Annotated in this window: 18 protein-coding genes and 1 tRNA gene; 11 read left to right on the top strand and 8 right to left on the bottom strand. The window is 71.9% G+C overall.

Features of this window, described 5'->3' with window-relative positions; all coding sequences use genetic code 11:
- Positions 1-4: 4 nt before the first annotated feature.
- Positions 5-1,102, top strand: coding sequence for an LCP family protein (locus tag DAA34_RS04720; protein ID WP_234354107.1), 1,098 nt, complete (start codon positions 5-7; stop codon positions 1,100-1,102).
- A 25-nt stretch (positions 1,103-1,127) separates the two neighbouring features.
- On the opposite strand, the gene DAA34_RS04715 is transcribed toward DAA34_RS04720, so the two are convergent.
- Both DAA34_RS04715 and DAA34_RS04710 read right to left on the bottom strand, forming a co-directional pair.
- Entirely contained in the window at positions 1,128-1,625 is a 498-nt protein-coding gene (locus DAA34_RS04715; RefSeq protein ID WP_106817827.1) for an FABP family protein, read from the bottom strand.
- Positions 1,626-1,656: 31 nt separating this feature from the next.
- Entirely contained in the window at positions 1,657-2,508 is an 852-nt protein-coding gene (locus tag DAA34_RS04710; RefSeq protein WP_106817826.1) for a hypothetical protein, read from the bottom strand.
- A gap of 36 nt (positions 2,509-2,544) precedes the next feature.
- Here DAA34_RS04710 and DAA34_RS04705 point away from each other — a divergent pair, with 36 nt between their 5' ends.
- From DAA34_RS04705 to pstB, 7 genes are all read left to right on the top strand, one after another.
- Complete coding sequence (locus tag DAA34_RS04705; protein WP_106817825.1) at positions 2,545-3,246, top strand: winged helix-turn-helix transcriptional regulator; 702 nt, start codon at positions 2,545-2,547, stop codon at positions 3,244-3,246.
- A complete protein-coding gene (mshD, locus tag DAA34_RS04700; protein WP_106817824.1) occupies positions 3,243-4,115 on the top strand; it encodes a mycothiol synthase in 873 nt (290 codons plus the stop codon). The genes DAA34_RS04705 and mshD overlap by 4 nt, the downstream gene beginning before the upstream one ends.
- Before the next feature lie 457 nt (positions 4,116-4,572).
- Entirely contained in the window at positions 4,573-5,529 is a 957-nt protein-coding gene (locus DAA34_RS04695; protein ID WP_106817823.1) for an NUDIX hydrolase, read from the top strand.
- A gap of 198 nt (positions 5,530-5,727) precedes the next feature.
- Complete coding sequence (gene pstS / locus DAA34_RS04690; protein ID WP_234354106.1) at positions 5,728-6,819, top strand: phosphate ABC transporter substrate-binding protein PstS; 1,092 nt, start codon at positions 5,728-5,730, stop codon at positions 6,817-6,819.
- 149 nt (positions 6,820-6,968) lie between these two features.
- Entirely contained in the window at positions 6,969-7,919 is a 951-nt protein-coding gene (gene pstC, locus DAA34_RS04685; protein ID WP_106817821.1) for a phosphate ABC transporter permease subunit PstC, read from the top strand.
- Entirely contained in the window at positions 7,919-8,992 is a 1,074-nt protein-coding gene (gene pstA, locus DAA34_RS04680; RefSeq protein ID WP_106817820.1) for a phosphate ABC transporter permease PstA, read from the top strand. Before pstC ends, pstA begins: the two co-directional genes overlap by 1 nt.
- Before the next feature lie 28 nt (positions 8,993-9,020).
- Positions 9,021-9,800 carry a phosphate ABC transporter ATP-binding protein PstB gene (pstB, locus tag DAA34_RS04675; protein WP_106817819.1) on the top strand — a complete coding sequence of 260 codons (780 nt, stop codon included), beginning with the start codon at positions 9,021-9,023 and terminating at the stop codon, positions 9,798-9,800.
- 71 nt (positions 9,801-9,871) lie between these two features.
- On the opposite strand, the gene DAA34_RS04670 is transcribed toward pstB, so the two are convergent.
- The 4 genes from DAA34_RS04670 to DAA34_RS04655 form a co-directional block, all read right to left on the bottom strand.
- Positions 9,872-10,861 (bottom strand): inorganic phosphate transporter, encoded by a 990-nt coding sequence (locus DAA34_RS04670; protein WP_106817818.1) that lies wholly within the window; start codon positions 10,859-10,861, stop codon positions 9,872-9,874.
- Position 10,862: 1 nt separating this feature from the next.
- Complete coding sequence (locus DAA34_RS04665; protein WP_106817817.1) at positions 10,863-11,483, bottom strand: DUF47 domain-containing protein; 621 nt, start codon at positions 11,481-11,483, stop codon at positions 10,863-10,865.
- A gap of 255 nt (positions 11,484-11,738) precedes the next feature.
- Positions 11,739-12,389 (bottom strand): hypothetical protein, encoded by a 651-nt coding sequence (locus tag DAA34_RS04660; RefSeq protein WP_234354105.1) that lies wholly within the window; start codon positions 12,387-12,389, stop codon positions 11,739-11,741.
- Positions 12,386-13,102 carry an enoyl-CoA hydratase/isomerase family protein gene (locus DAA34_RS04655; RefSeq protein ID WP_106817815.1) on the bottom strand — a complete coding sequence of 239 codons (717 nt, stop codon included), beginning with the start codon at positions 13,100-13,102 and terminating at the stop codon, positions 12,386-12,388. The genes DAA34_RS04660 and DAA34_RS04655 overlap by 4 nt, the downstream gene beginning before the upstream one ends.
- A gap of 116 nt (positions 13,103-13,218) precedes the next feature.
- On the opposite strand from DAA34_RS04655, the gene DAA34_RS04650 reads away from it, so the two are divergent.
- From DAA34_RS04650 to DAA34_RS04640, 3 genes are all read left to right on the top strand, one after another.
- Positions 13,219-14,805 carry a phytoene desaturase family protein gene (locus DAA34_RS04650; protein ID WP_106817814.1) on the top strand — a complete coding sequence of 529 codons (1,587 nt, stop codon included), beginning with the start codon at positions 13,219-13,221 and terminating at the stop codon, positions 14,803-14,805.
- 131 nt (positions 14,806-14,936) lie between these two features.
- Positions 14,937-16,790, top strand: coding sequence for a hypothetical protein (locus tag DAA34_RS04645; protein WP_106817813.1), 1,854 nt, complete (start codon positions 14,937-14,939; stop codon positions 16,788-16,790).
- 44 nt (positions 16,791-16,834) lie between these two features.
- Positions 16,835-16,907, top strand: a tRNA-Lys gene (locus DAA34_RS04640).
- A gap of 42 nt (positions 16,908-16,949) precedes the next feature.
- Here the strand turns inward: DAA34_RS04640 and DAA34_RS12095 are convergent.
- On the bottom strand, positions 16,950-17,264 hold the full coding sequence (locus DAA34_RS12095) for a hypothetical protein (RefSeq protein WP_158707614.1): 315 nt from the start codon (positions 17,262-17,264) through the stop codon (positions 16,950-16,952).
- An 85-nt stretch (positions 17,265-17,349) separates the two neighbouring features.
- On the bottom strand, positions 17,350-18,615 hold the full coding sequence (locus tag DAA34_RS04635) for a DUF445 domain-containing protein (RefSeq protein WP_234354104.1): 1,266 nt from the start codon (positions 18,613-18,615) through the stop codon (positions 17,350-17,352).
- Between the last annotated feature and the right edge of the window lie 295 nt (positions 18,616-18,910).

Here is an 18,910-nt window from a genome sequence, read left to right as displayed (position 1 = left end):
GCCCGTGCGCAGCGACCGTCTCGACGACCTCGACCGACCGGAGGACCCGCTCGCGCCGGTCGTGACCCGCGCGAGCCGTCGCTCCGCGAGCGACGCCGAGCCGCCCCGACGTCGGCGGCTGCGCCGTGCCCTCATCGCGCTGCTGTGCGCAGGGACGGCACTGCTCGTCGCATTCGTCAGCTACGGCTACTACGTCGAGTCGACGGCGAACGACAACCTCCGGCGCGAGGCGATGCTGCCCGACGACTCGACCGGCGGCGGCGCCGGCTGGCGGGACCCGAGGAGTGGCAAGAAGGCAGGGACGCTGGTCACCGGCGAGGGCGAGAACATCCTCTTCCTGGGGTCCGACGCGCGTCCCGGCGAGACCGTCAGCCGCTCCGACGTCATCGTCCTGGCGCACGTGAACGACGCCCGCACCCGGGTCGACCTCATCCACTTCCCGCGCGACCTCTTCGTCCCGATACCGGGCCGGGCCGGGCGCGACAAGATCAACCACTCCTTCGCCTACGGCGGCGCGCCGCTGCTCGTGCGCACGCTAGAGAACCTCGTCGGTGTCAAGGTCGACCACGTCGTCAAGACGGACTTCGAGGGCTTCAAGAACATCACCGACGCGGTCGGTGGGGTCCGGGTGTACGCCGAGGAGGCGAGCAACGGCCGCGGCAACGGCGGGCCGGTCGCCATCCGTCAGGGCTGGAACGACCTGAACGGCGAGCAGGCCCTCGCCTTCGTCCGGGAGCGCTACCAGCTGAGCCAGGGCGACATCTCCCGCGGGCGCCGCCAGCAGGCCTTCCTCAAGGCGCTCATGCTCAAGGTGCTCGACCGCGACACCCTGCTCAACCCCGTGAAGTTCAGCCGGCTCGTCGACGTCGGGACGAAGAACACGACGGTCGACGAGAGCTTCGACCGGTCGACGCTGCGCTCGCAGGCCCTGTCGATGCGCAAGGTGCGAGGCGAGGACATCCACTTCGTCACCGCCCCCTACAGCGGGCTCGGCACGGCGCGCGGGATGTCGATCGTCGTCATGGACGACGCCGGCATGCACGACCTCGCCGTCGCCCTGCGGAAGGACTCGATGTCGACGTACGAGGCGCGGTCGCGCTGAGGGGCCACCGCGGGGGCAGGCCCCGTCAGCCGACGCGCTTGAGCTCGGCGGAGACGTGGCTCGTCGTCGTCTCGCCCATCGCCGCCATGTCCATCACCCACATGAGGTTCCCGCCGACGAGCCCGTACATCCGGGCCGCGGCGGTGTACTCCTTGGCGGACGGGCTGCGCACGACGGAGTCGGTGCGCACCTGGATCCTGGCGGGCTCGACCGTGCCGTAGTACATCTCGACGATCCCCGTCGGGTGGGCCAGGAGCAGCTCGACCTCGCCCTCCCCCGCCGCGCGCCAGTAGCCCGACTCGCTGGCGGACGGGCGGACCTTCTGACCGGACTCGTCGAGGATCCACGTCCGGCTCGTCCACGACAGGAACGGCCGCCCGTCGTGCTCGACGACCAGCTCCTGGCCGAAGTTCGCCGACTCCTCCATCGTCGGGTAGCCGACGACACCGGCACCCTCCCACCGGCCGATGAGCCAGGCCAGGGGTGCGATGTCGGGATGGAGGTTCTCGTCGATCGTCAGCACGGTCCGCAGGCTAGCGCGGGGGCGGACCGGTTCAGCCGAGCACGGCCCGGGAGATCGCGTAGACCGCGACCCCCGGCACGAGGGCGCCGGCGGCCGCAACCGTGAGCCGGTCGGCCCACCCGCGGACGCGCACGGAGCCCGCGAGCACGTGCCGGACCGATGCGGCAACCATCGCGACGACGACACCGATGAGGGCGCTCGCGCCCGGGTCACCCCGCCCCACGAGGAGGTCGGCGACGACGGCGGCACCGGCCCCCAGGAGCATCGCCAGTGGGATCGCCCAGCGCCGCAGGGGCAGGAGGTCGGCGAGCGCACCGGCGGCCAGGGCCGCGCCGACGAGTGCGACGGGGCGGGCCTCGAGGTAGAGCGCGGCGAGGGGGACCAGGCAGACCCCGCAGAGGAACACTGCGACGGCGGCCGCGCTCACGGCGAGGCTGTGGGTGAGCGCGGTTCGGCCGTCCGAGCGGACCAGCTGCTGCAGGCAGATGCCGACGGTGGAGAGGGCGAGCGCGACCGGGACGTGCTCGAGGAGGGGTTCGTCGCGCCGGACGAGGACCGCGGCCAGCAGCGCGGCGCTGGAGAGCAGGAGCACCGTGCGCGCGCCGAGCGCCGAGGGCAGCCGCAGCAGCCCGGGCCACCCGTTGGCGACGGCGACCACGAGGAGCGCGACCACAGCGGCGGTCGGGGCGCGGTCGGCGACGACACCCGCGGCGGCGAGGAGCACACCCACGAGCACGGCGAGGGCGGCCGTGGCACGGTCGGCCCTGGGGGCGGGACCCGGGGTTGCGCCCACGGCGTCCACGCGCACGGTGCGGGCCGCGCGGCGGCTGGCGCGCGTGGGAATGGCCTCCTCCGCGTCGCGTCGAGCCGGCTCGGTGGTCACGCGCCGAGGGTAGCGGCCGCCCGTATCCTGACCCGGATGGCCCGACTCCTCCTCCTGACGAACGCGCTCGCCCCGAGCACGGAGGTGCTGCCTGCGCTCGGCCTGCTCGGTCACGCGGTGCGGGTCCTGCCGGCCGAACCCGCGGTGATGGTGGACGCGCCCGAGCACGACGTCCTCCTCGTCGACGCCCGCCGCGAGCTCGCCCAGGCACGGGCGCTGTGCCGCATGATCCGCGCGACGGGCACGCTCGCACCGCTCGTCGCCGTCCTCACCGAGGGTGGGCTCGCCGCGCTCACGGTCGAGTGGGAGGTCGACGACGCCCTCCTCGACACGGCCGGGCCGGCCGAGGTGGAGGCGCGGGTCCGGCTGGCGCGGGGGCGGGCCGCGGCGCGTTCCGAGGCCGTGGCGGCACCGGAGATCGAGGCCGGGGACATCGTCATCGACGAGGACGCGTACAGCGCGCGGCTGCGGGGGCAGCAGCTCGACCTCACGTACAAGGAGTTCGAGCTGCTGAAGTACCTCGTGCAGCACCCGGGGCGCGCGTTCACCCGGGAGCAGCTGCTGCACGAGGTCTGGGGTCACGACTACTACGGGGGCACGCGGACGATCGACGTCCACGTGCGGCGGCTGCGGGCCAAGCTCGGGCAGGACCACGAAGTCCTCATCGGGACGGTGCGCAACGTCGGGTACCGGTTCGTGCCCGACGCGGTCGAGGCGAGCGTGGAGACGGCGCCGTGAGTCTCGAGCGGACGGGGTGGCTGCTGGGCCCAGCGGTCGACGAGGTCCGGGAGCTCGCGCGGCGGGCGACTGCGACGGACGGGGTGGCGCCGCTGTCGGAGCAGTTCCTCCTCGACCTCGACGGGGAGCGCTCGAGCCACCTGATGGCGCGCGAGGGTGGCCGACTGGTCGGGTACGGGCAGGTCGCGGCCGACGGGGCGGTCGAGCTCGTCGTCGACCCGGACGCGCGGCGTCGTGGGGTGGGGCGCTCGCTCGTCGACGCGGTGCTGGCGGACGAGCCGGGGGCGCGGTTCTGGGCCCACGGCGGGCTCGCGCCGGCGCGGGCGCTCGGCGCGGACCGGGGGCTGGAGGTCGTCCGCGAGCTGCACCGGATGGCTCGACCCGTGCGGGCCCAGGACCGGGAGCCGGTGGGGCTGCCCGAGGGGCTGGTGGCGCGGTCGTTCGTCGTCGGGCAGGACGAGCAAGCGTGGCTCGAGCTCAACGCGACGGCCTTCGCCGACCACCCCGAGCAGGGCCGGATGACCTTGGCCGACCTGCACGAGCGCCAGGCGGAGGCGTGGTTCGACCCGGCCGGGCTCGTGCTGGTGGAGGACGTCTCGGGTGATCGGCCGCGGCTCGTCGCGTCGCACTGGACGAAGCGGGAGCCGGGGTCGGACGAGGGCGAGGTGTACGCGGTCGCGGTGCACCCGCAGGTCCAGGGACGAGGGCTCGCCGGACCGGTGACGGCGCTCGGGATCGGGTACCTCGCGCGGACGGGTGCGAGGTCGATCAGCCTCTACGTCGACGGCGACAACGACCGAGCCCTGCGCACCTACCGCCGAGCAGGCTTCGAGATCGCGGCGACGGACGTCATGCTCGCCCACCCCTGACCCTGCACCCCACCCCACNCGGCGGCGGCAGATGTGTAGAGGACAGAGCTGCAATTGCGCGCGCAAGTGACATCTGCGCGCGATACATCGCGCGCGTCTGAACCATGTGGCGCGCAGATTTCGACCCCGGTGCGATCGCGCAGGGTCCTCGCCGCGCCGCCGCGTCATCCGCGACCAGGGACGGGGGCCTCACCGGGCATCGCTGGCTGGGCTCGATCGCGAGCGCGGCCGACGCATGCGTTCGGACCCGTCAGCCCCTCACGTCCGCCAGGCCGCCGCCGGGCCCGAGGCTTGTCGGTCGCAGCTCACCCGCGGACGGGCCGAACGGGCACCACCACGCAACCGGGGCGACGAGATCTGCGCGCCATCACATTCATCTGCGCGCGACATATCGCGCGTAGATGTCACTTGCGCGCGCAATTGCGGGGAGGGAGAGGTGGGGTGGAAGGATGGGCGCATGACCGTCCTCGCCGCCGGCACCTTGCCGTGGCGCCGCCGACGCGGCGAGCTCGAGGTCGCACTCGTCCACCGACCCCGCTACGACGACTGGGCGTGGGCCAAGGGGAAGGTCGACCCCGGGGAGCTCTTCCCCGTCACCGCCGTCCGCGAGACGCGCGAGGAGACCGGCCACGAGGTCCGGCTCGGGCGCCCGCTCCCCACGACGACCTACACCTTCCGGGACTCCAAGGGCCGCCTCGCGCTCAAGGAGGTCCGCTACTGGGCCGCCGAGGTCACGGGCGGCACGGGCACCCTCGACGCCGAGGTCGACGAGGTCGCCTGGCTGCCCGCCCCGGCCGCCGCCGAACGCCTCAGCTACCCCCACGACCGCGACCAGCTCGACTCGCTCGTCCGCGCCGACGAGGCCGGGCGCCTGTCGACGTGGTCCCTCGCCGTCGTCCGCCACGCGAAGGCGCAGCCCCGCAAGGGCTGGACCGGTGACGACCAGCTGCGACCCCTCGACGACCGCGGCCGCGACCAGGCCGTCCACCTCGTCCCGCTCCTCGCGGCATACGGCCTGAGCCGGCTCATCAGCTCCCCGTCCGTGCGCGCCGCCGACACCCTCGCGCCCTACGCCGTCACCGTCGGGCAGCCGCTGCGCTTCAAGCCCGGCCTGTCCGAGGAGGGCTTCGCCGAGGACCCCGGTCGCGCGGTCCACCACGTCGAGCGCCTCCTCGAGCGCGGAACTGCCGCCGCCCTGTGCAGCCACGGCCCCGTGCTCCCCGCCCTCGCGCAGGTGCTGCGCGGGATCGTCGACCCCGCCGACACCGACGGCGAGGTCGGCGCGGCCGTCCTCGACGCCCTCATCGAGGACGGGATGGACAAGGGCGAGGTCCTCGTCGCCCACCTCGTCGGGACCGGCTCGGCGGCCCGGGTCGTCGCCGTCGAGCGCCACCACCCGGGCGACACCGCCTGAGCGCGGTCCACGACCGCCGTTCGCCCAACCAGCCCCGATCCGTTACCGAAATGGACTGTTCGTTCACCTGCCATTCACCTTGGGCAGGTCGGAGCGTCACCCGGCGCCCCTAGGTTCGAGATGTACGACCACGACGGTTGCGCCCGGGATATCTCCCTGAGCTACCTGGCGTGGCCACACACACAGAGAGGTTCACCCTTGAAGCGCACTGCCTTCCCCGCCGCTCTCGCCCTCACCCTGGCCCTCGGCCTCGGCGCCTGCGGCGCGGGCAACGAGTCCGACTCCACCGACGGCGCCGCCAGCGGCGAGGCCGTCAGCGGCAAGATCAAGGGCGCTGGCGCCTCCACGCAGGAGAACGCCCAGACCGAGTGGATCAACGCCTTCGGCGAGGCGAACTCGGACGCCACCGTCGAGTACTCGCCCGACGGCTCGGGCGCGGGCCGCGACAAGTTCATCTCGGGCGCCGTCGACTTCGCCGGCTCGGACTCGGCGATGGACGAGGAGGAGATGGCCAACGCCAAGAAGAAGGGCTGCAAGGGCGAGACCATCCAGTTCCCCGTCTACGTCGCCCCGATCGCCGTCGCCTACAACCTCGAGGGCGTCGACAGCCTGAACCTCTCGGCGGACGTCGTCGCCGAGATCTTCGAGGGCAAGATCAAGAAGTGGAACGACCCGAAGATCGCCAAGGAGAACGAGGGCGTCGAGCTCCCGGACACCGACATCACGCCGGTGAACCGCTCGGACGACTCGGGCACGTCGAAGAACTTCTCGGCCTACCTCGGTGAGGCTGCGCCGAAGGCCTGGACGCACGAGCCGGACGACGTCTGGCCGATCAAGGGCAAGGAGGCCGCCAAGGGCACCTCGGGCGTCGTCGACGTCGCCTCGTCCACCGACGGCGCGATCACCTACGCCGACGCCTCCCAGATCGGTGACAAGCTCAAGGCCGCCAAGATCAAGTCGGGCGAGGAGTACATCGAGTACAGCCCCGAGGCCGCGGCCAAGATCCTCGACGGCGCCGAGCGCGCCATGCCCGACAGCAAGACCGACTACTCGGTCAAGCTCGACCGCGGCAAGACGGGCGCGGGCGTCTACCCGGTCGTCCTCGTCTCCTACGCGATCGCGTGCTCCACGTACGACGACGCCGAGACGGCCAAGACGGTCAAGTCGTACCTCGAGTACGTCTCGTCCGAGGACGGCCAGAAGGTCGCTGGCGAGGCGGGCGCTGCCCCGATGCCGACCAGCGCGGTCGACACCGCCAAGAAGGCCCTCGAGAACATCGAGACGGCCTGACCCTCTCGAGATCCGACCTCGGCTGAGGCCTGATCACGGCTGACGAGCGGCCCCGCGACCTGGTCGCGGGGCCGTTCGTGCGCCACCTCCCCCACGTACCTCCTGCGCGAGCAGTCGCGCGCCGGTCCTCCCGATAGGAGCCACCCCCTGTGTCCACCACCGCGTCGAGCGGCGCCCCGGCGAAGGCGAAGCAGCGCCCAGGAGATGCGATCTTCTCCGGCCTGTCGACCATCTCGGGCGTCCTCATCTTCGTGATCCTCGCGGCCGTCGCTGCGTTCCTCCTCTACCAGGCCGTTCCAGCCCTCCAGGCCGACCCGAAGGAGATCAGCGGCGGCAAGGGTCTCGTCAGCTACATCGCGCCGAAGCTCTTCGGCACGCTCCTCAGCTCGATCATCGCCCTCCTCATCGCGCTGCCGCTGTCGGTGGGGATCGCGCTGTTCATCACGCACTACGCGCCGCGCCGGCTGGCGCAGGGGCTCGGCTACGTCGTCGACCTGCTCGCCGCGGTCCCGTCGATCATCTTCGGCCTCTGGGGCACGGCGATCGCGATGAAGGCGGTGCCGTTCTTCAACTTCCTCTTCGACAACCTGCACTTCATCCCGCTCTTCGGCGGTGACCAGGCGACGAAGACCGGTCGCACGATGCTCATGATCGGGATCATCCTTGCGGTGATGATCCTGCCGATCATGACGGCCGTGAACCGTGAGGTCTTCCTCCAGACGCCCCGGCTGCACGAGGAGGCGTCGCTGGCCCTGGGCGCGACCCGCTGGGAGATGATCCGGCAGGCGGTGATCCCGTTCGGCCGGTCCGGTGTCGTCTCGGGCGCCATGCTCGGCCTGGGTCGAGCGCTCGGTGAGACGATGGCCGTCGCCATCATCCTCTCGGCGAGCGGCGGCGGCTTCTCGTGGGAGCTGCTCACCTCGAACACCCCCGGCACCATCGCCGGTGACATCGCGCTCCAGTTCGCCGAGGCCTCGCCCGGTGTCCCGCGCAGCACCCTCTTCGTGTCGGGTCTGACGCTCTTCGCGCTGACCCTGGCCGTCAACATGCTGGCGCGGTGGATCATCGCCCGCCGGTCCGAGTTCTCTGGAGCGAACTGATGTCGACCGCACCCGCCACCGTCCCGTCGGCTGAGACCACGGGCAACCACCGCACGCTCTCCCAGCCGATCCGGCTCGGGATCCTCGCCGCGTCCGTCGTCCTCGGCGCCGCGATCGTCACCCTGCTGTTCGGGTGGAACGTCCTCGCGGTCGTCCTCGTGTCGGCCCTCATCTACTCCGTCGCGATCTACTCCGCCTCGGCGGTCGTCGAGGGCCACCGCCACGCCGTCGACCGGCTCGTCACGGCGATCGTCACGACGGCGTTCCTGCTCGCGATGATCCCGCTGGTGTCGGTCATCCTCACGATCGTCCAGAACGGCTGGCACCGGCTCGACGGGAAGTTCTTCTCGTACTCGATGGAGGGCGTCGGCGCCAAGGAGACCGGCGGCGCGTACCACGCGATCATGGGCACGCTCATCGTCACCGCGCTCGCGACGCTCATCTCCGTCCCGATCGGCCTGTTCGCGGCGATCTACCTCGTCGAGTACGGCAACAAGAACGCCCTCTCGCGCGGCCTGACGTTCTTCGTCGACGTCATGACGGGCATCCCGTCGATCGTCGCGGGCCTGTTCGCGATCGGTCTGTTCACGCTGATCTTCGGCCCGAAGTTCCAGGCGGGCATCGTCGGCGCCATCGCACTGTCGGTGCTGATGATCCCGGTCGTCGTCCGGTCCTGCGAGGAGATGCTCAAGCTCGTCCCGAACGAGCTCCGCGAGGCGAGCCTCGCGCTCGGCGTCCCGAAGTGGCTGACCATCGTCAAGGTCGTCATGCCGACGGCCATCGCTGGTCTGGCCACCGGCATCACGCTCGCGATCGCCCGCGTCATCGGTGAGACGGCGCCGCTGCTCATCACCATGGGGTACGCGCGCAAGGTCAACCTCAACCCGTTCGACGGGTCGATGTCGGCGCTGCCGCTGTTCGCGTACCAGTCGTACGCAAGCCCGGGCGTGAACAAGCAGGCCTCGCTCGACGCCGCGTGGACGGCCGCGCTCGTCCTGATGTTCATCGTCATGCTGCTGAACATCGTCGCCCGACTCATCTCGAAGTTCTTCGCCCCCAAGACCGGTCGCTGACCGCCAGATCAGACAAGGAACCACTGACGTGTCCAAGCGCATCGACGTCAACAACCTGAACATCTACTACGGCGACTTCCTCGCGGTCGAGGACGTCACCGTCTCGATCGAGCCGAAGTCGGTCACGGCCCTCATCGGCCCGTCGGGCTGCGGCAAGTCGACCTTCCTGCGGTCGCTCAACCGGATGCACGAGGTCATCCCGGGCGCGTACTGCAAGGGCGAGGTCATCATCGACGGGCAGAACCTCTACGGGAAGGGCGTCGACCCGGTCGCGGTCCGCCGCCAGGTCGGCATGGTCTTCCAGCGCCCGAACCCGTTCCCGACGATGTCCATCCGGGACAACGTCCTCGCCGGCGTCAAGCTGAACAACCGCCGCATCAACAAGGCCGACGCCGACGAGCTCGTCGAGCGCTCGCTCACCGGCGCCAACCTGTGGAACGAGGTCAAGGACCGGCTCGACAAGCCGGGCTCGGGCCTCTCGGGTGGTCAGCAGCAGCGTCTGTGCATCGCCCGGACGATCGCGGTCAAGCCGGACGTCGTCCTCATGGACGAGCCGTGCTCGGCCCTCGACCCGATCTCGACGCTCGCCGTCGAGGACCTCATCGAGGAGCTGAAGCGGGACTACACGATCGTCATCGTCACGCACAACATGCAGCAGGCCGCTCGGGTCTCGGACCGGACCGGGTTCTTCAACATCCAGGGCACCGGCAAGCCCGGCAAGCTGGTGGAGTTCGACGACACCCAGAAGATCTTCAACAACCCGGCCGAGAGGGCGACGGAGGACTACATCTCCGGCAGGTTCGGCTGATCGACCGAGCCCCCCCGGGGCGAGGGACGGAAGGGGCTCGGCGCCGCTGGCGCCGGGCCCCTTCGGCATGCTCAGGCGGCGGCGCGGACCGCGATCGCGACCGCGGCACCGGCCAGGGCGCACGCGGGGACCGTGAGCAGCCAGACGAGCACCATCCTGCGGACCACCGCCCAGTTGACCGACCGGGTCGGCGACGCCAGGGCGGTGCCGACGATGGAGGACGCGACGACGTGCGTGCTCGACACCGGCACGCCGAGCAGGGTCGCCGGGTAGAGGACCGCGACGGCCGAGACCTCCGCGGCGAACCCCCGCATCGGGTCGATCCGGGTGATGCGCTCGCCGAGCGTGCGGATCACGGGCCACCCCCCGAGGAGGGTCCCGACGAAGAGCGCGGCGAACAGCGCGAGGATGACCGGGTGGGGCGGGTGACCGAGATGGATGGTGGTCCCGCGAGCGATCGCGACGATCCCCGCGGCCTTCGCCGCCGACTGCGCTCCGTGACCCAGCGCGATGGCCGCGGCCGAGCCGGTCTGGAACAGCCGGAACACCGGGGCTGCGGCCACGGCCGACCGGCTGCCCAGCAGCCGGAGGACGGCGGCGACGACGAGCACCGCGAGCGTCAACGCCACGACCGGGGACAAGAGGAAGGGGAGCAGGACACGCAGGCTGATCGTCTCCCACCGGATCGTCACACCGGTGGCGAGCGCCCCGCCGAGCAGGCCCCCGAGCAGGGCGTGCGACGAGGAGGACGGCATGCCGCGCCACCATGTCGCGAGGTTCCACGCGATCGCGCCGACGAGGGCTCCGACGGCGGCTGGACCCGCATCGACATCGGGGCGCACGAGCCCGGTGCCGACCGTCTCGGCGAGGGTGATCCCCGGGCTGAGATACCCGATGGCGGCCCCGACGAGGTTCGCCACGGCCGCCATCACGACGGCGACCCGGGGCGTGAGCGCGCGGCTCGCGATCGAGGTCGCGACCGCGTTCGACGTGTCGTGCAGCCCCAAGGTGACGGTGAACGCCAGCGCGAGCCCGACGATCACCCACTGACCCGGGTCCACCTCAGACGGCCTTGACGGCGATCGACTCGACCCGGTCGGCCACCCGCTCGAAGGCGTTCGCGGCGTCCTCGAGCGCGTCGACGACGGCCTTCTCCATCAGGACCACGATCGGGTCGGCACCGGGTCGCAGGAGCTCGGTGAGCACGTCACGGTGGGCGGCGTTGGCGACGTTCTCCAGCCGGTTGATCTCCACCCAGTAGTCGGTGAGCGAGCGCGGCCGTCGCAGGCGGGACATCGCCTCGTGGGTGAGGTCGGCCATGCGGGCGACGACCGACACCTGCTCCTCGATGCCTCGGACGAGGACGTCCAGGCGGTACCGGGTGACGAGGTCGGCGCACTCCTCCATCGCGTCCACGCACCGATCGATGGCGATGGCCAGGTCGTGGATGTCCGTGCGGTCCATCGGCGGGACGAGGCAGTGGGCGAGCCGGTCGACGATCTCGTGGGTCGCGTCGTCGGCCGCCCGCTCGATCTCCTGCAGGCGGTCCCGGATGGCCGCGCGCTCGATCGTGCTCGCGGCGAGAAGAGCGGTGAGCTCACGGGACCCGTCGACGGACAGCGCGGCGCTGGCCGTGAGGAGGTCGTAGAAGGCGTCGTTCGGCGGGAGGAGGCGAAAGCCCATGTGGCGATCTCCGAGGATGGGATGGTCACCCAGCGTAAGCCTCGCCGTCACCTGTCCGACACCGGGTGTTCACGCCCCTGCTCTCGATCGTCGACCAGGGTCGGCCGGGAGGAGGAGGTGTGCGCCGGACCGGGAGCGCCTCACGGCGCGTGGCCGCTCGTGGCGGCTGATGTTGGGACCCGGGGCTGCCGCGGCCCGGCGCACGCTGAACCATAACCCCGCGTCACCCTCGGTTGTTCCGCCCGGGGGCCCCGCTCAGTGCAGTGCGCCGCTCCGGTGCAGGCCGGCGCTCGCCGTGAGGTCGTCGGCCATCGTCATCATGCTCGCGGCCGACCGGGTGAGGGCGTGCGCCTCGTCCGCGTTCTCGTCGGCCGTGCCGAGCTCCACGGCACCGGCGGTGCGGCCGATGGCGACGACCCGGCAGAACGCCGCCGCGCGCTCGAGGGCGACGGCGAGGTCGCCGGTGAACAACCCGGAGAGGATCTGGTCGGCGAGGTCACGGACCTCGTCGGGTCCGGGGGGCTCGGCCATCCCCGCGACGACGTGCTGGACCTCGGCGGTGCGCATCCCCTCGGCGTACTCCCGCGCCGCGACGGAGGGCGCGCGCCACACCCAGGCCCGCAGGACGTAGAGGCGCCAGAGGACGCCCGGGAGGGAGCGGGCGGGACGCTGGGCCCAGAGGTCCGCGAGGGTGTCGAGACCGACGTCCTCGACGAGCCGGACGAGGCAGGCGGCACGCTGCGGGTCGTCGCCCTCCCGCCCGGCTCCGACGAGCGTCGCGGCCGCGGCGTGCGCGGCCTCGGCAGCCTCCGCGGGTCCGGCGATCGATCCGCCGTGGGCTTCCATCGCGTCGGGCCCGAAGTGCAGGGGCCGACGCGGGCGTCGGGGTGTTCCCTCGTCGCTCACCGGGCCCGCATGAGCGCGCGGGCGAGGGTCGCCGCCTCGGACTCGGTCGTCTCCTGGCGGGAGGTCTCCCAGGTGCGGCGCATGAGCCGACGCGTCTGGTTCGTCGCCCACGCGTGCTCGCCACCGATCCGCCCGACGAGCTCCTGAGCGTGCTCGGCGAACTCGTCGGCGTCGACGACCTGCGCGACGAGCCCCCACTGGTGGGCCCGCTCGGCGTCGATCGTCTCGTCGACGAGGGCGAGGGAGAGAGCGCGCTGGGAGCCGACCGCGCGCGGCAGGAGCCACGTCAGGCCGATGTCCGGGATGGCGGGGCGGCCCGGGGCGGTGATGCTGAAGGTCGCGCGGCCGGTGGCGATCGCGAGGTCGCACCCGAGGACGAGCGAGAGGCCGGCGCCGGCAGCCAGGCCGTCGACCCCGGCGATCGTCGGGCGGGTCGCCGACTCGAGGAGCCTGAGGACCTCGTCGACGACGGTCGCGAGCTCGAGCATCGCTGCGGGGCCCGCCGCGCCGGTGGAGCGCCCCGCGTCGGTGCCGACGCTGAACGACGGGCCGGAGCCGGTGAGCAGCACGACCGACACCCGGGCGTCGGAGTGTGCCTGGCGGAGGGCGTCCCGGAGCTCCTTCGCCACGTCGAGGGTGAGCGCGTTGTGTCCCTCGGCGTCGGCCAGCTCGATCCGGGCGACGCCATCCCCGACGGTGTAGTTCACGGCCACGGCGCCACCTTAGGGCACTCTCCGGGGCTCGCCCGACCGGTTCGGACCGCCCGGATGCCCACGGGGACCGCAGACGCGTTTGCCCTCGTCGGGGGCGTGCGGCGCAGGATGGGGGCATGGAATCGGTCGACGCGGTCGTCATCGGGGCGGGGCACCACGGGTTGGTCAGCGCGGCGGTCCTCGCCGATGCCGGGTGGGACGTGCTCGTGCTCGAGGAGCGCAACGAGGTCGGCGGCGCCGTCGCGAGCCGCGAGGTCGACGGCTGGGTGATGGACGAGTTCAGCGCGTGCCACCCGCTTGGTGTGGCCTCGCCGGTGCTCACCGGTCTCGGGCTGGAGGATCACGGGCTGTCGTGGGCGCACGCGCCGCGGGTCGTCGCACACGTCGGGGAGGACGACGACCCCGGTGTCGTCATGGAGCGGGACCCGGCTGCGACGGCCGCGACGCTGGAGGCCGACCACCCCGGTGACGGCGAGGCGTGGGTGTCCATGGTCGAGCACTGGCAGACGGTGCGGGAGCCGCTGCTGGCGGCCCTGCTCACGGCGTGGCCGCCGGTGACCGACACCGCGCGGCTCGTGCGGCGGCTGGGGCTGTCGGACTCGCTCGACCTCGCGCGGCTCGCGCTCCTGCCGGTCGACCGGCTCGGCCGGGAGCGGTTCGGCGGGGAGGCGGGTCGGTCGCTGCTGGCCGGGAACGCGCTGCACGCGGACATCTCCCCCACCGGCGCCGGCAGCGGGCTGTACGGCTGGATGATGACGATGCTCGCCCAGGACGTCGGCTTCCCCTCGCCCGTCGGGGGGACGCGGATGCTCGCCGAGGCGCTGCGGTCGCGGGCGGAGGCGGGCGGCGCGCGGGTCGAGACGGGGGTGCGGGTCGAGGCGGTGCCGGTGCGCGGCGGCCGGGCCACCGGGGTGGTCACCGCCGACGGGCGGCGGGTCAGGGCGCGGCGGGCCGTGGTCGCGGACACGAGCGCGCCGGCGCTGTACGACCGGCTGCTGCCTGCGTCGGCCGTCCCCGCGGGGCTCCGGCGACGGCTCGAGCGGTTCGAGTGGGACCTGCCGACGATCAAGCTGAACTTCCGGCTGTCGGAGCCGGCGCCGTGGCGCTCGGAGGCGGCGCGGGGGGCGGCCGTCGTCCATGCGGGGCAGTCGTCCCGGGGGCTCGTGCGGTGGGCCGCGGCGATCGACAGCGGGGTGCTGCCGGAGCGGCCGTTCGCCCTCGTCGGGCAGATGTCGACGGTCGACCCGACGCGCTCGCCGGAGGGGACCGAGGCGCTGTGGGCGTACTCGCACGTGCCGCGGGAGTCGTGGGCCGACCACGAGGTCGTCGCGGCCGGGATCGAGCGGGTCGAGGAGATGCTCGAGGGGCTCGCACCCGGGTTCCGCGAGGTCGTCCTCGACCGGTGGGACCAGACCCCGACCTCGCTGCAGGAGAGCGACGCCAACCTGGGGCAGGGCGGTGTCGGCGGCGGGACGCAGCAGCTGTTCCAGCAGGCGATCTTCCGTCCGGTGACGGGGCTCGGCGGGCCGCGGACGCACCTGGCGGGGCTGTACCTCGGCAGCGCGGCGATCCATCCCGGTGGCGGGGTGCACGGCGGGTGCGGCTGGCTCGCGGCGAACGCGGCGCTGCGCGACCACCGCTGGTGGGGCCGTCCCGTCGCCCGCGCCCAGCGGGGCCTCCTCGGCCGGATCCACGGCGGCTGACAGCACCGACCACTCCGCGCGGGCGTCAGCAGAAGTCGGCCGCACCCACGCCTCTGGACGCCACTCTGCTGCCACGCTGCCGTGCGGCATATCGTGGCGACGACCTCGTAGATCGCGCGGAAAGGCCAGCGATGACCGGGAAGAAGACCCTGCTGTTCCTGCACGGGATCAACAACGACCACCCGGACGGCGACCGGAGGGTGGCTCTCGACGGGGCTCTCCGTCGTGACGGCGCGGAAACGCTCGAGGAGAAGGGGTTCTCCGTCGTCGCACCGTCGTATCTCCACCTCCTCAGCGGCGAGCCCCCTGAGGACGACGAGCCCGACGACATCCGTCTGCGACCGAAAAAACAGGTAGGCGCCGACCACGCCGGCGTCTACCTGCTTCGCCAGAACGACCTCGAGCGCGCCCTCGACGGAGTCACCCACTCAGGTCCCGCGCTCCATGCCGGCACGCCCATCGATCCGGTCGTGCCGGCCGTCGCGCCGCACGTCACCGCGCAAGCGGCCTCCTACGTGCGGAGCGAGCGGCGTCGGAGGGCGATCCTCCGCACGGTCCTCGACGAACTGCCGGACGAGGGTCGGCTGGTCATCGTCGCCTACAGCCTCGGCACGGTCGTTGCCGCGGATCTCATTTACCACCTCCCGCGGAAGGTGACGGTCGACCTCCTCCTCACCGCTGGCAGTCCTCTTGGCCACCCGTACGTTCGGAAGCACCTCGTGCGGCTCACCGAGGCGTTCCCGTTCCACCGCGTCGAGTCCTGGCTCAACGTGGTCGGGCGTGGAGATCCGGTGACGATGTCCCGAGGGATCGCCCGGGTATTCCCGGAAGCCCGCGACGCCTTCGTCGACACCGGCGTGGCGCTCGCCGCCCACGACGCGCGCAAGTACCTCTCCCAAGACGTGGTGGTCCGTGCCCTTGAGTGGGTCACCCGGCCCAAGGGCGCGGGCGAGGTCGTGCGCGCGGACCAGCCGCTCGAGGGCCCGCTGGTCGCGATCGTCGCAGGCGCCCAGTACGCGCTGCGGGTAGAGCAGTCGATGGAGTCGGGGAAGCGACGTCGGAAGTTCGGGGACGCCCGTGCGCTCGTCAACTCTGAGCTCGCGACGAAGGCGGACAGCGCCGGAATCGAGCACCCCGTGTTCAACCGGCTGTCCCGGGACAACTCCGAGGTCATCCGCGGTCGTCTTGACCCGCCCACCGCCCTCACCGTCCTCCTTACGGCGTGGCAGGGAAACCCGATCGCTCCGTACGAGATCGACGTCGACCTCGATGACCGTCGCGCGGCGATCGCGAATCTGGCCGACGACCTCGGCCTCCCTGCCCGGTGGGCCGAGGTCGTCGAGGACGTCTCGGATGTCGCCCGCAAGGCGCACTCGGGGCCGGCCTGGGGGAAGGCGGCGGGTGTCGCCATCGGCGTCGTGACGATTGCCGCGGCGCCCGTCCTCGTCCTCGCCGCGGCACCCGCAGCATTGGCTGGTGGCGCAGCCATCGTCGGCGGGCTCGCCGCGCTCGGACCCGGTGGGATGCTCGGCGGTCTCGCTGTCGTCGGCGCCGTCGGCGGGATCGGCGGTACCGTTACCGCGGCCGCTCTCATCGGTGGGAGCAGTGCAGAGCTCCAGAAGAACGTCATCCTCATGCAGTCGCACGCGGAGGCTTGCTACCGGCTGCAGATCACGGGCCACCGGTACGAAACTTGGCACGCCCTTGTTGCAATGGAGTCGCAGCTCGCGTCCGACCAGGAGCGGCTCGCCCGGGTCTGCGACTCGGACTCGAAGGTGCTGCGCGAGGCCAATCGCAAGCTGGACAGCGTGCAGAACGCCCTCAATTGGATGGCACTGCGCGGGCTAGCACCGGCCGAGGCCACGATCGGGGAGGACCCCGGGGAGGAGCGTGCGGCCGTCGAGAACTCCGAACGCGATGCCGGGCGCCGACGCCTCACCACAGGCCCATGGCGTCGTAAGGCCCCGTCGGACGAGGTCGACTGATCGTGCCGCGTCGTACCCTGTGTCGTCGGGCGCCGTGCGCCCTCGGGCCTCTAGCTCAATTGGCAGAGCTGCGGACTTTTAATCCGTAGGTTGTGGGTTCGAGTCCCACGGGGCCTACCGCGCTCTACCGGTCCTCCCGCAACACTGGTACGAGGCGGTTCAGAGAGCCGTTCCGCGCACCGAGGCGACGACCTCCTCGCGCTGAGCCAAAGCGCGTGGGTGCTCCTCGATCTCTCCTGGCGCGGCACAACCCGCTGCCTTGAGGGCGCGCGCGCATCGGTTGAAGTTCCCGGGGTTGTAGTCGGCCGATCCTGGGTTCGCCGAGAAGACGGCCCGCAACCCGGGCTTCGACCCGTCAGATTCGGTGAACCGCGGGTCGTTCGTCGTCACATGAATCGCCCCCGGCACCTTTTTGTCCCACCACACGTTGACAGGCGGCTGCCCGTCCCCACCGATTGCGATGTAGTCAGCCATCCGTCGTCTCCTTGGCTCGGCGCTGTCGAACGAGTCCTTTGGTGGGCCCTGGGCAAGTATGCCCGCCGCCCGTCCGACAGCCCGCTCACGTCAGCTGCAGCACGAGCTGGGCGAGTGTGTGGATGAGCAGGCCGGCGAGCGCGCCGACGATCGTGCCGTTGATCCGGATGAACTGCAGGTCGCGGCCGACGAAGAGCTCGATCCGCTCGCTCGCCTCGTCGACGTCCCACCGCTCGACCGTGTGGCTGATGACCTGCGCCAGCTCGGCGCCGTACGTGTTGACGAAGAACGCGACGACGTCACCGAGCCGGGACTCGAGCCCACCGCGGAACTCCTCGTCCGTGCGCAACTTCTCGGAGAGCTCCGTGAGCCACCCGTCCCCGCGCTGCCACGCGAGGCTGCTCGGGTCGTCGATCGAGCGCAGCAGCGACGCGCGGATCGAGACCCACAGCGATTCCGCCGTCTCCCCGACCTGGGGATGGGTGAGCACCCGCTCCTTGAGCGCCTCCGCCCGTTCCATGACGGTCGGGTCCTGCTGGAGGTCGGACGCCAGGGTGCGCAGGAGGTCGTCGATCGCGTTCTTCGCCGGGTGCTCCGGGTCGTCGTGGATCGCCTCGAGCCACCCGAGGGCCTGCTGGTAGGTCCACGTGATGACCCGGTCGTCGACCCATTTCGGGGTCCACGTCGGCGCCCGCTCCTCGAGGACCGCGACGAACGCGTCGGGGTTCTGCGCGAGCCAGTCGTGCAGCTCCATGACCCCGATGTCGATGAGCCCGCGGTGCGCCTTGTCCTCGACGATCCCCGCGAGGAAGTCGCCGACGATGGGGCTCGCCGGCTCCTCGGCCAGGCGGGGCAGCACGACGTCGGTGAGGAAGGTCCGCACCTCCTTCTCGTCGATCCGCTGCAGTCCCACCCGCGCGACGCGGGCCATCTCCCGCAGCGCGACCTGCCGGTGCTCGGCGTCGTCGAGCCAGACCCCCAGGCGCATGCCGATCTGCGCGTGGGCCAGCCGGTCGCGTGCGATCTCCTCGGTGAGGAAGTTGTCGTCGACGAACTCCTCGAGGTTCCGACCGATCTCGTCCTTGCGCTTCTTCACCAGCGCGGTGTGGGGGATCGGCAGCCCGAGCGGGTGTCGGAAGATCGCCGTGACGGCGAACCAGTCGGCGAGCGCGCCGACCATCGCGGCCTCGGCAGCGGTGTTGACGTAGCCCAGGACGCTCGCGTCCTCGAACGGGAGCGTCGCGACGAAGATCACCGCGGCGAGCACGAGCAGGCCCGTGGCGATCAGCCGCATCCGGCGCAGGGCGGAGCGCCGCGCCTCGTCGGCGGGTGAGGGGGTCAGGAAGCTCACCGTCGAATCCTCGCACCGTTGCCGGCGGCGTCGCCCACACGGTTCGGAGGCGACCTCCGAGCCCGTGGGTGGGTCGCTGGCATCACCCGCCGGGTAGGCAGAAGCCGCGACGAGGCGGCTGATCGGTGCCGTGTGGCCGCTTCTGCATGTCCGGGGGGTTGCGGGAACGCAGGCGGACCACCTCGACGATCGACTCGGCCACCGCCGTGGGGGTGCCCCAGGAGGTCCGCGACCTGATCGAATCTGCGCGCCATGTGGTGCATCTGCGCGTGAACTTCGGCGCGCAGATGTCAAT

Source organism: Janibacter massiliensis, assembly GCF_900289115.1.
In the GTDB taxonomy this organism is placed as follows: Bacteria; Actinomycetota; Actinomycetes; order Actinomycetales; family Dermatophilaceae; genus Janibacter_A; species Janibacter_A massiliensis.
This window is presented reverse-complemented; position numbering and strand designations above follow the sequence as displayed.

Excerpts from the sequence above, each read along its gene's own strand:
- DAA34_RS04705 (WP_106817825.1), top strand. The coding sequence starts at position 2,545 with ATGGCCCGACTCCTCCTCCTGACGAACGCGCTCGCCCCGAGCACGGAG.
- DAA34_RS04695 (WP_106817823.1), top strand. The coding sequence starts at position 4,573 with ATGACCGTCCTCGCCGCCGGCACCTTGCCGTGGCGCCGCCGACGCGGC.
- pstA (WP_106817820.1), top strand. The coding sequence starts at position 7,919 with ATGTCGACCGCACCCGCCACCGTCCCGTCGGCTGAGACCACGGGCAAC.
- DAA34_RS04665 (WP_106817817.1), bottom strand. The coding sequence starts at position 11,483 with ATGGGCTTTCGCCTCCTCCCGCCGAACGACGCCTTCTACGACCTCCTC.
- DAA34_RS04650 (WP_106817814.1), top strand. The coding sequence starts at position 13,219 with ATGGAATCGGTCGACGCGGTCGTCATCGGGGCGGGGCACCACGGGTTG.
- DAA34_RS04645 (WP_106817813.1), top strand. The coding sequence starts at position 14,937 with ATGACCGGGAAGAAGACCCTGCTGTTCCTGCACGGGATCAACAACGAC.
- DAA34_RS12095 (WP_158707614.1), bottom strand. The coding sequence starts at position 17,264 with ATGGCTGACTACATCGCAATCGGTGGGGACGGGCAGCCGCCTGTCAAC.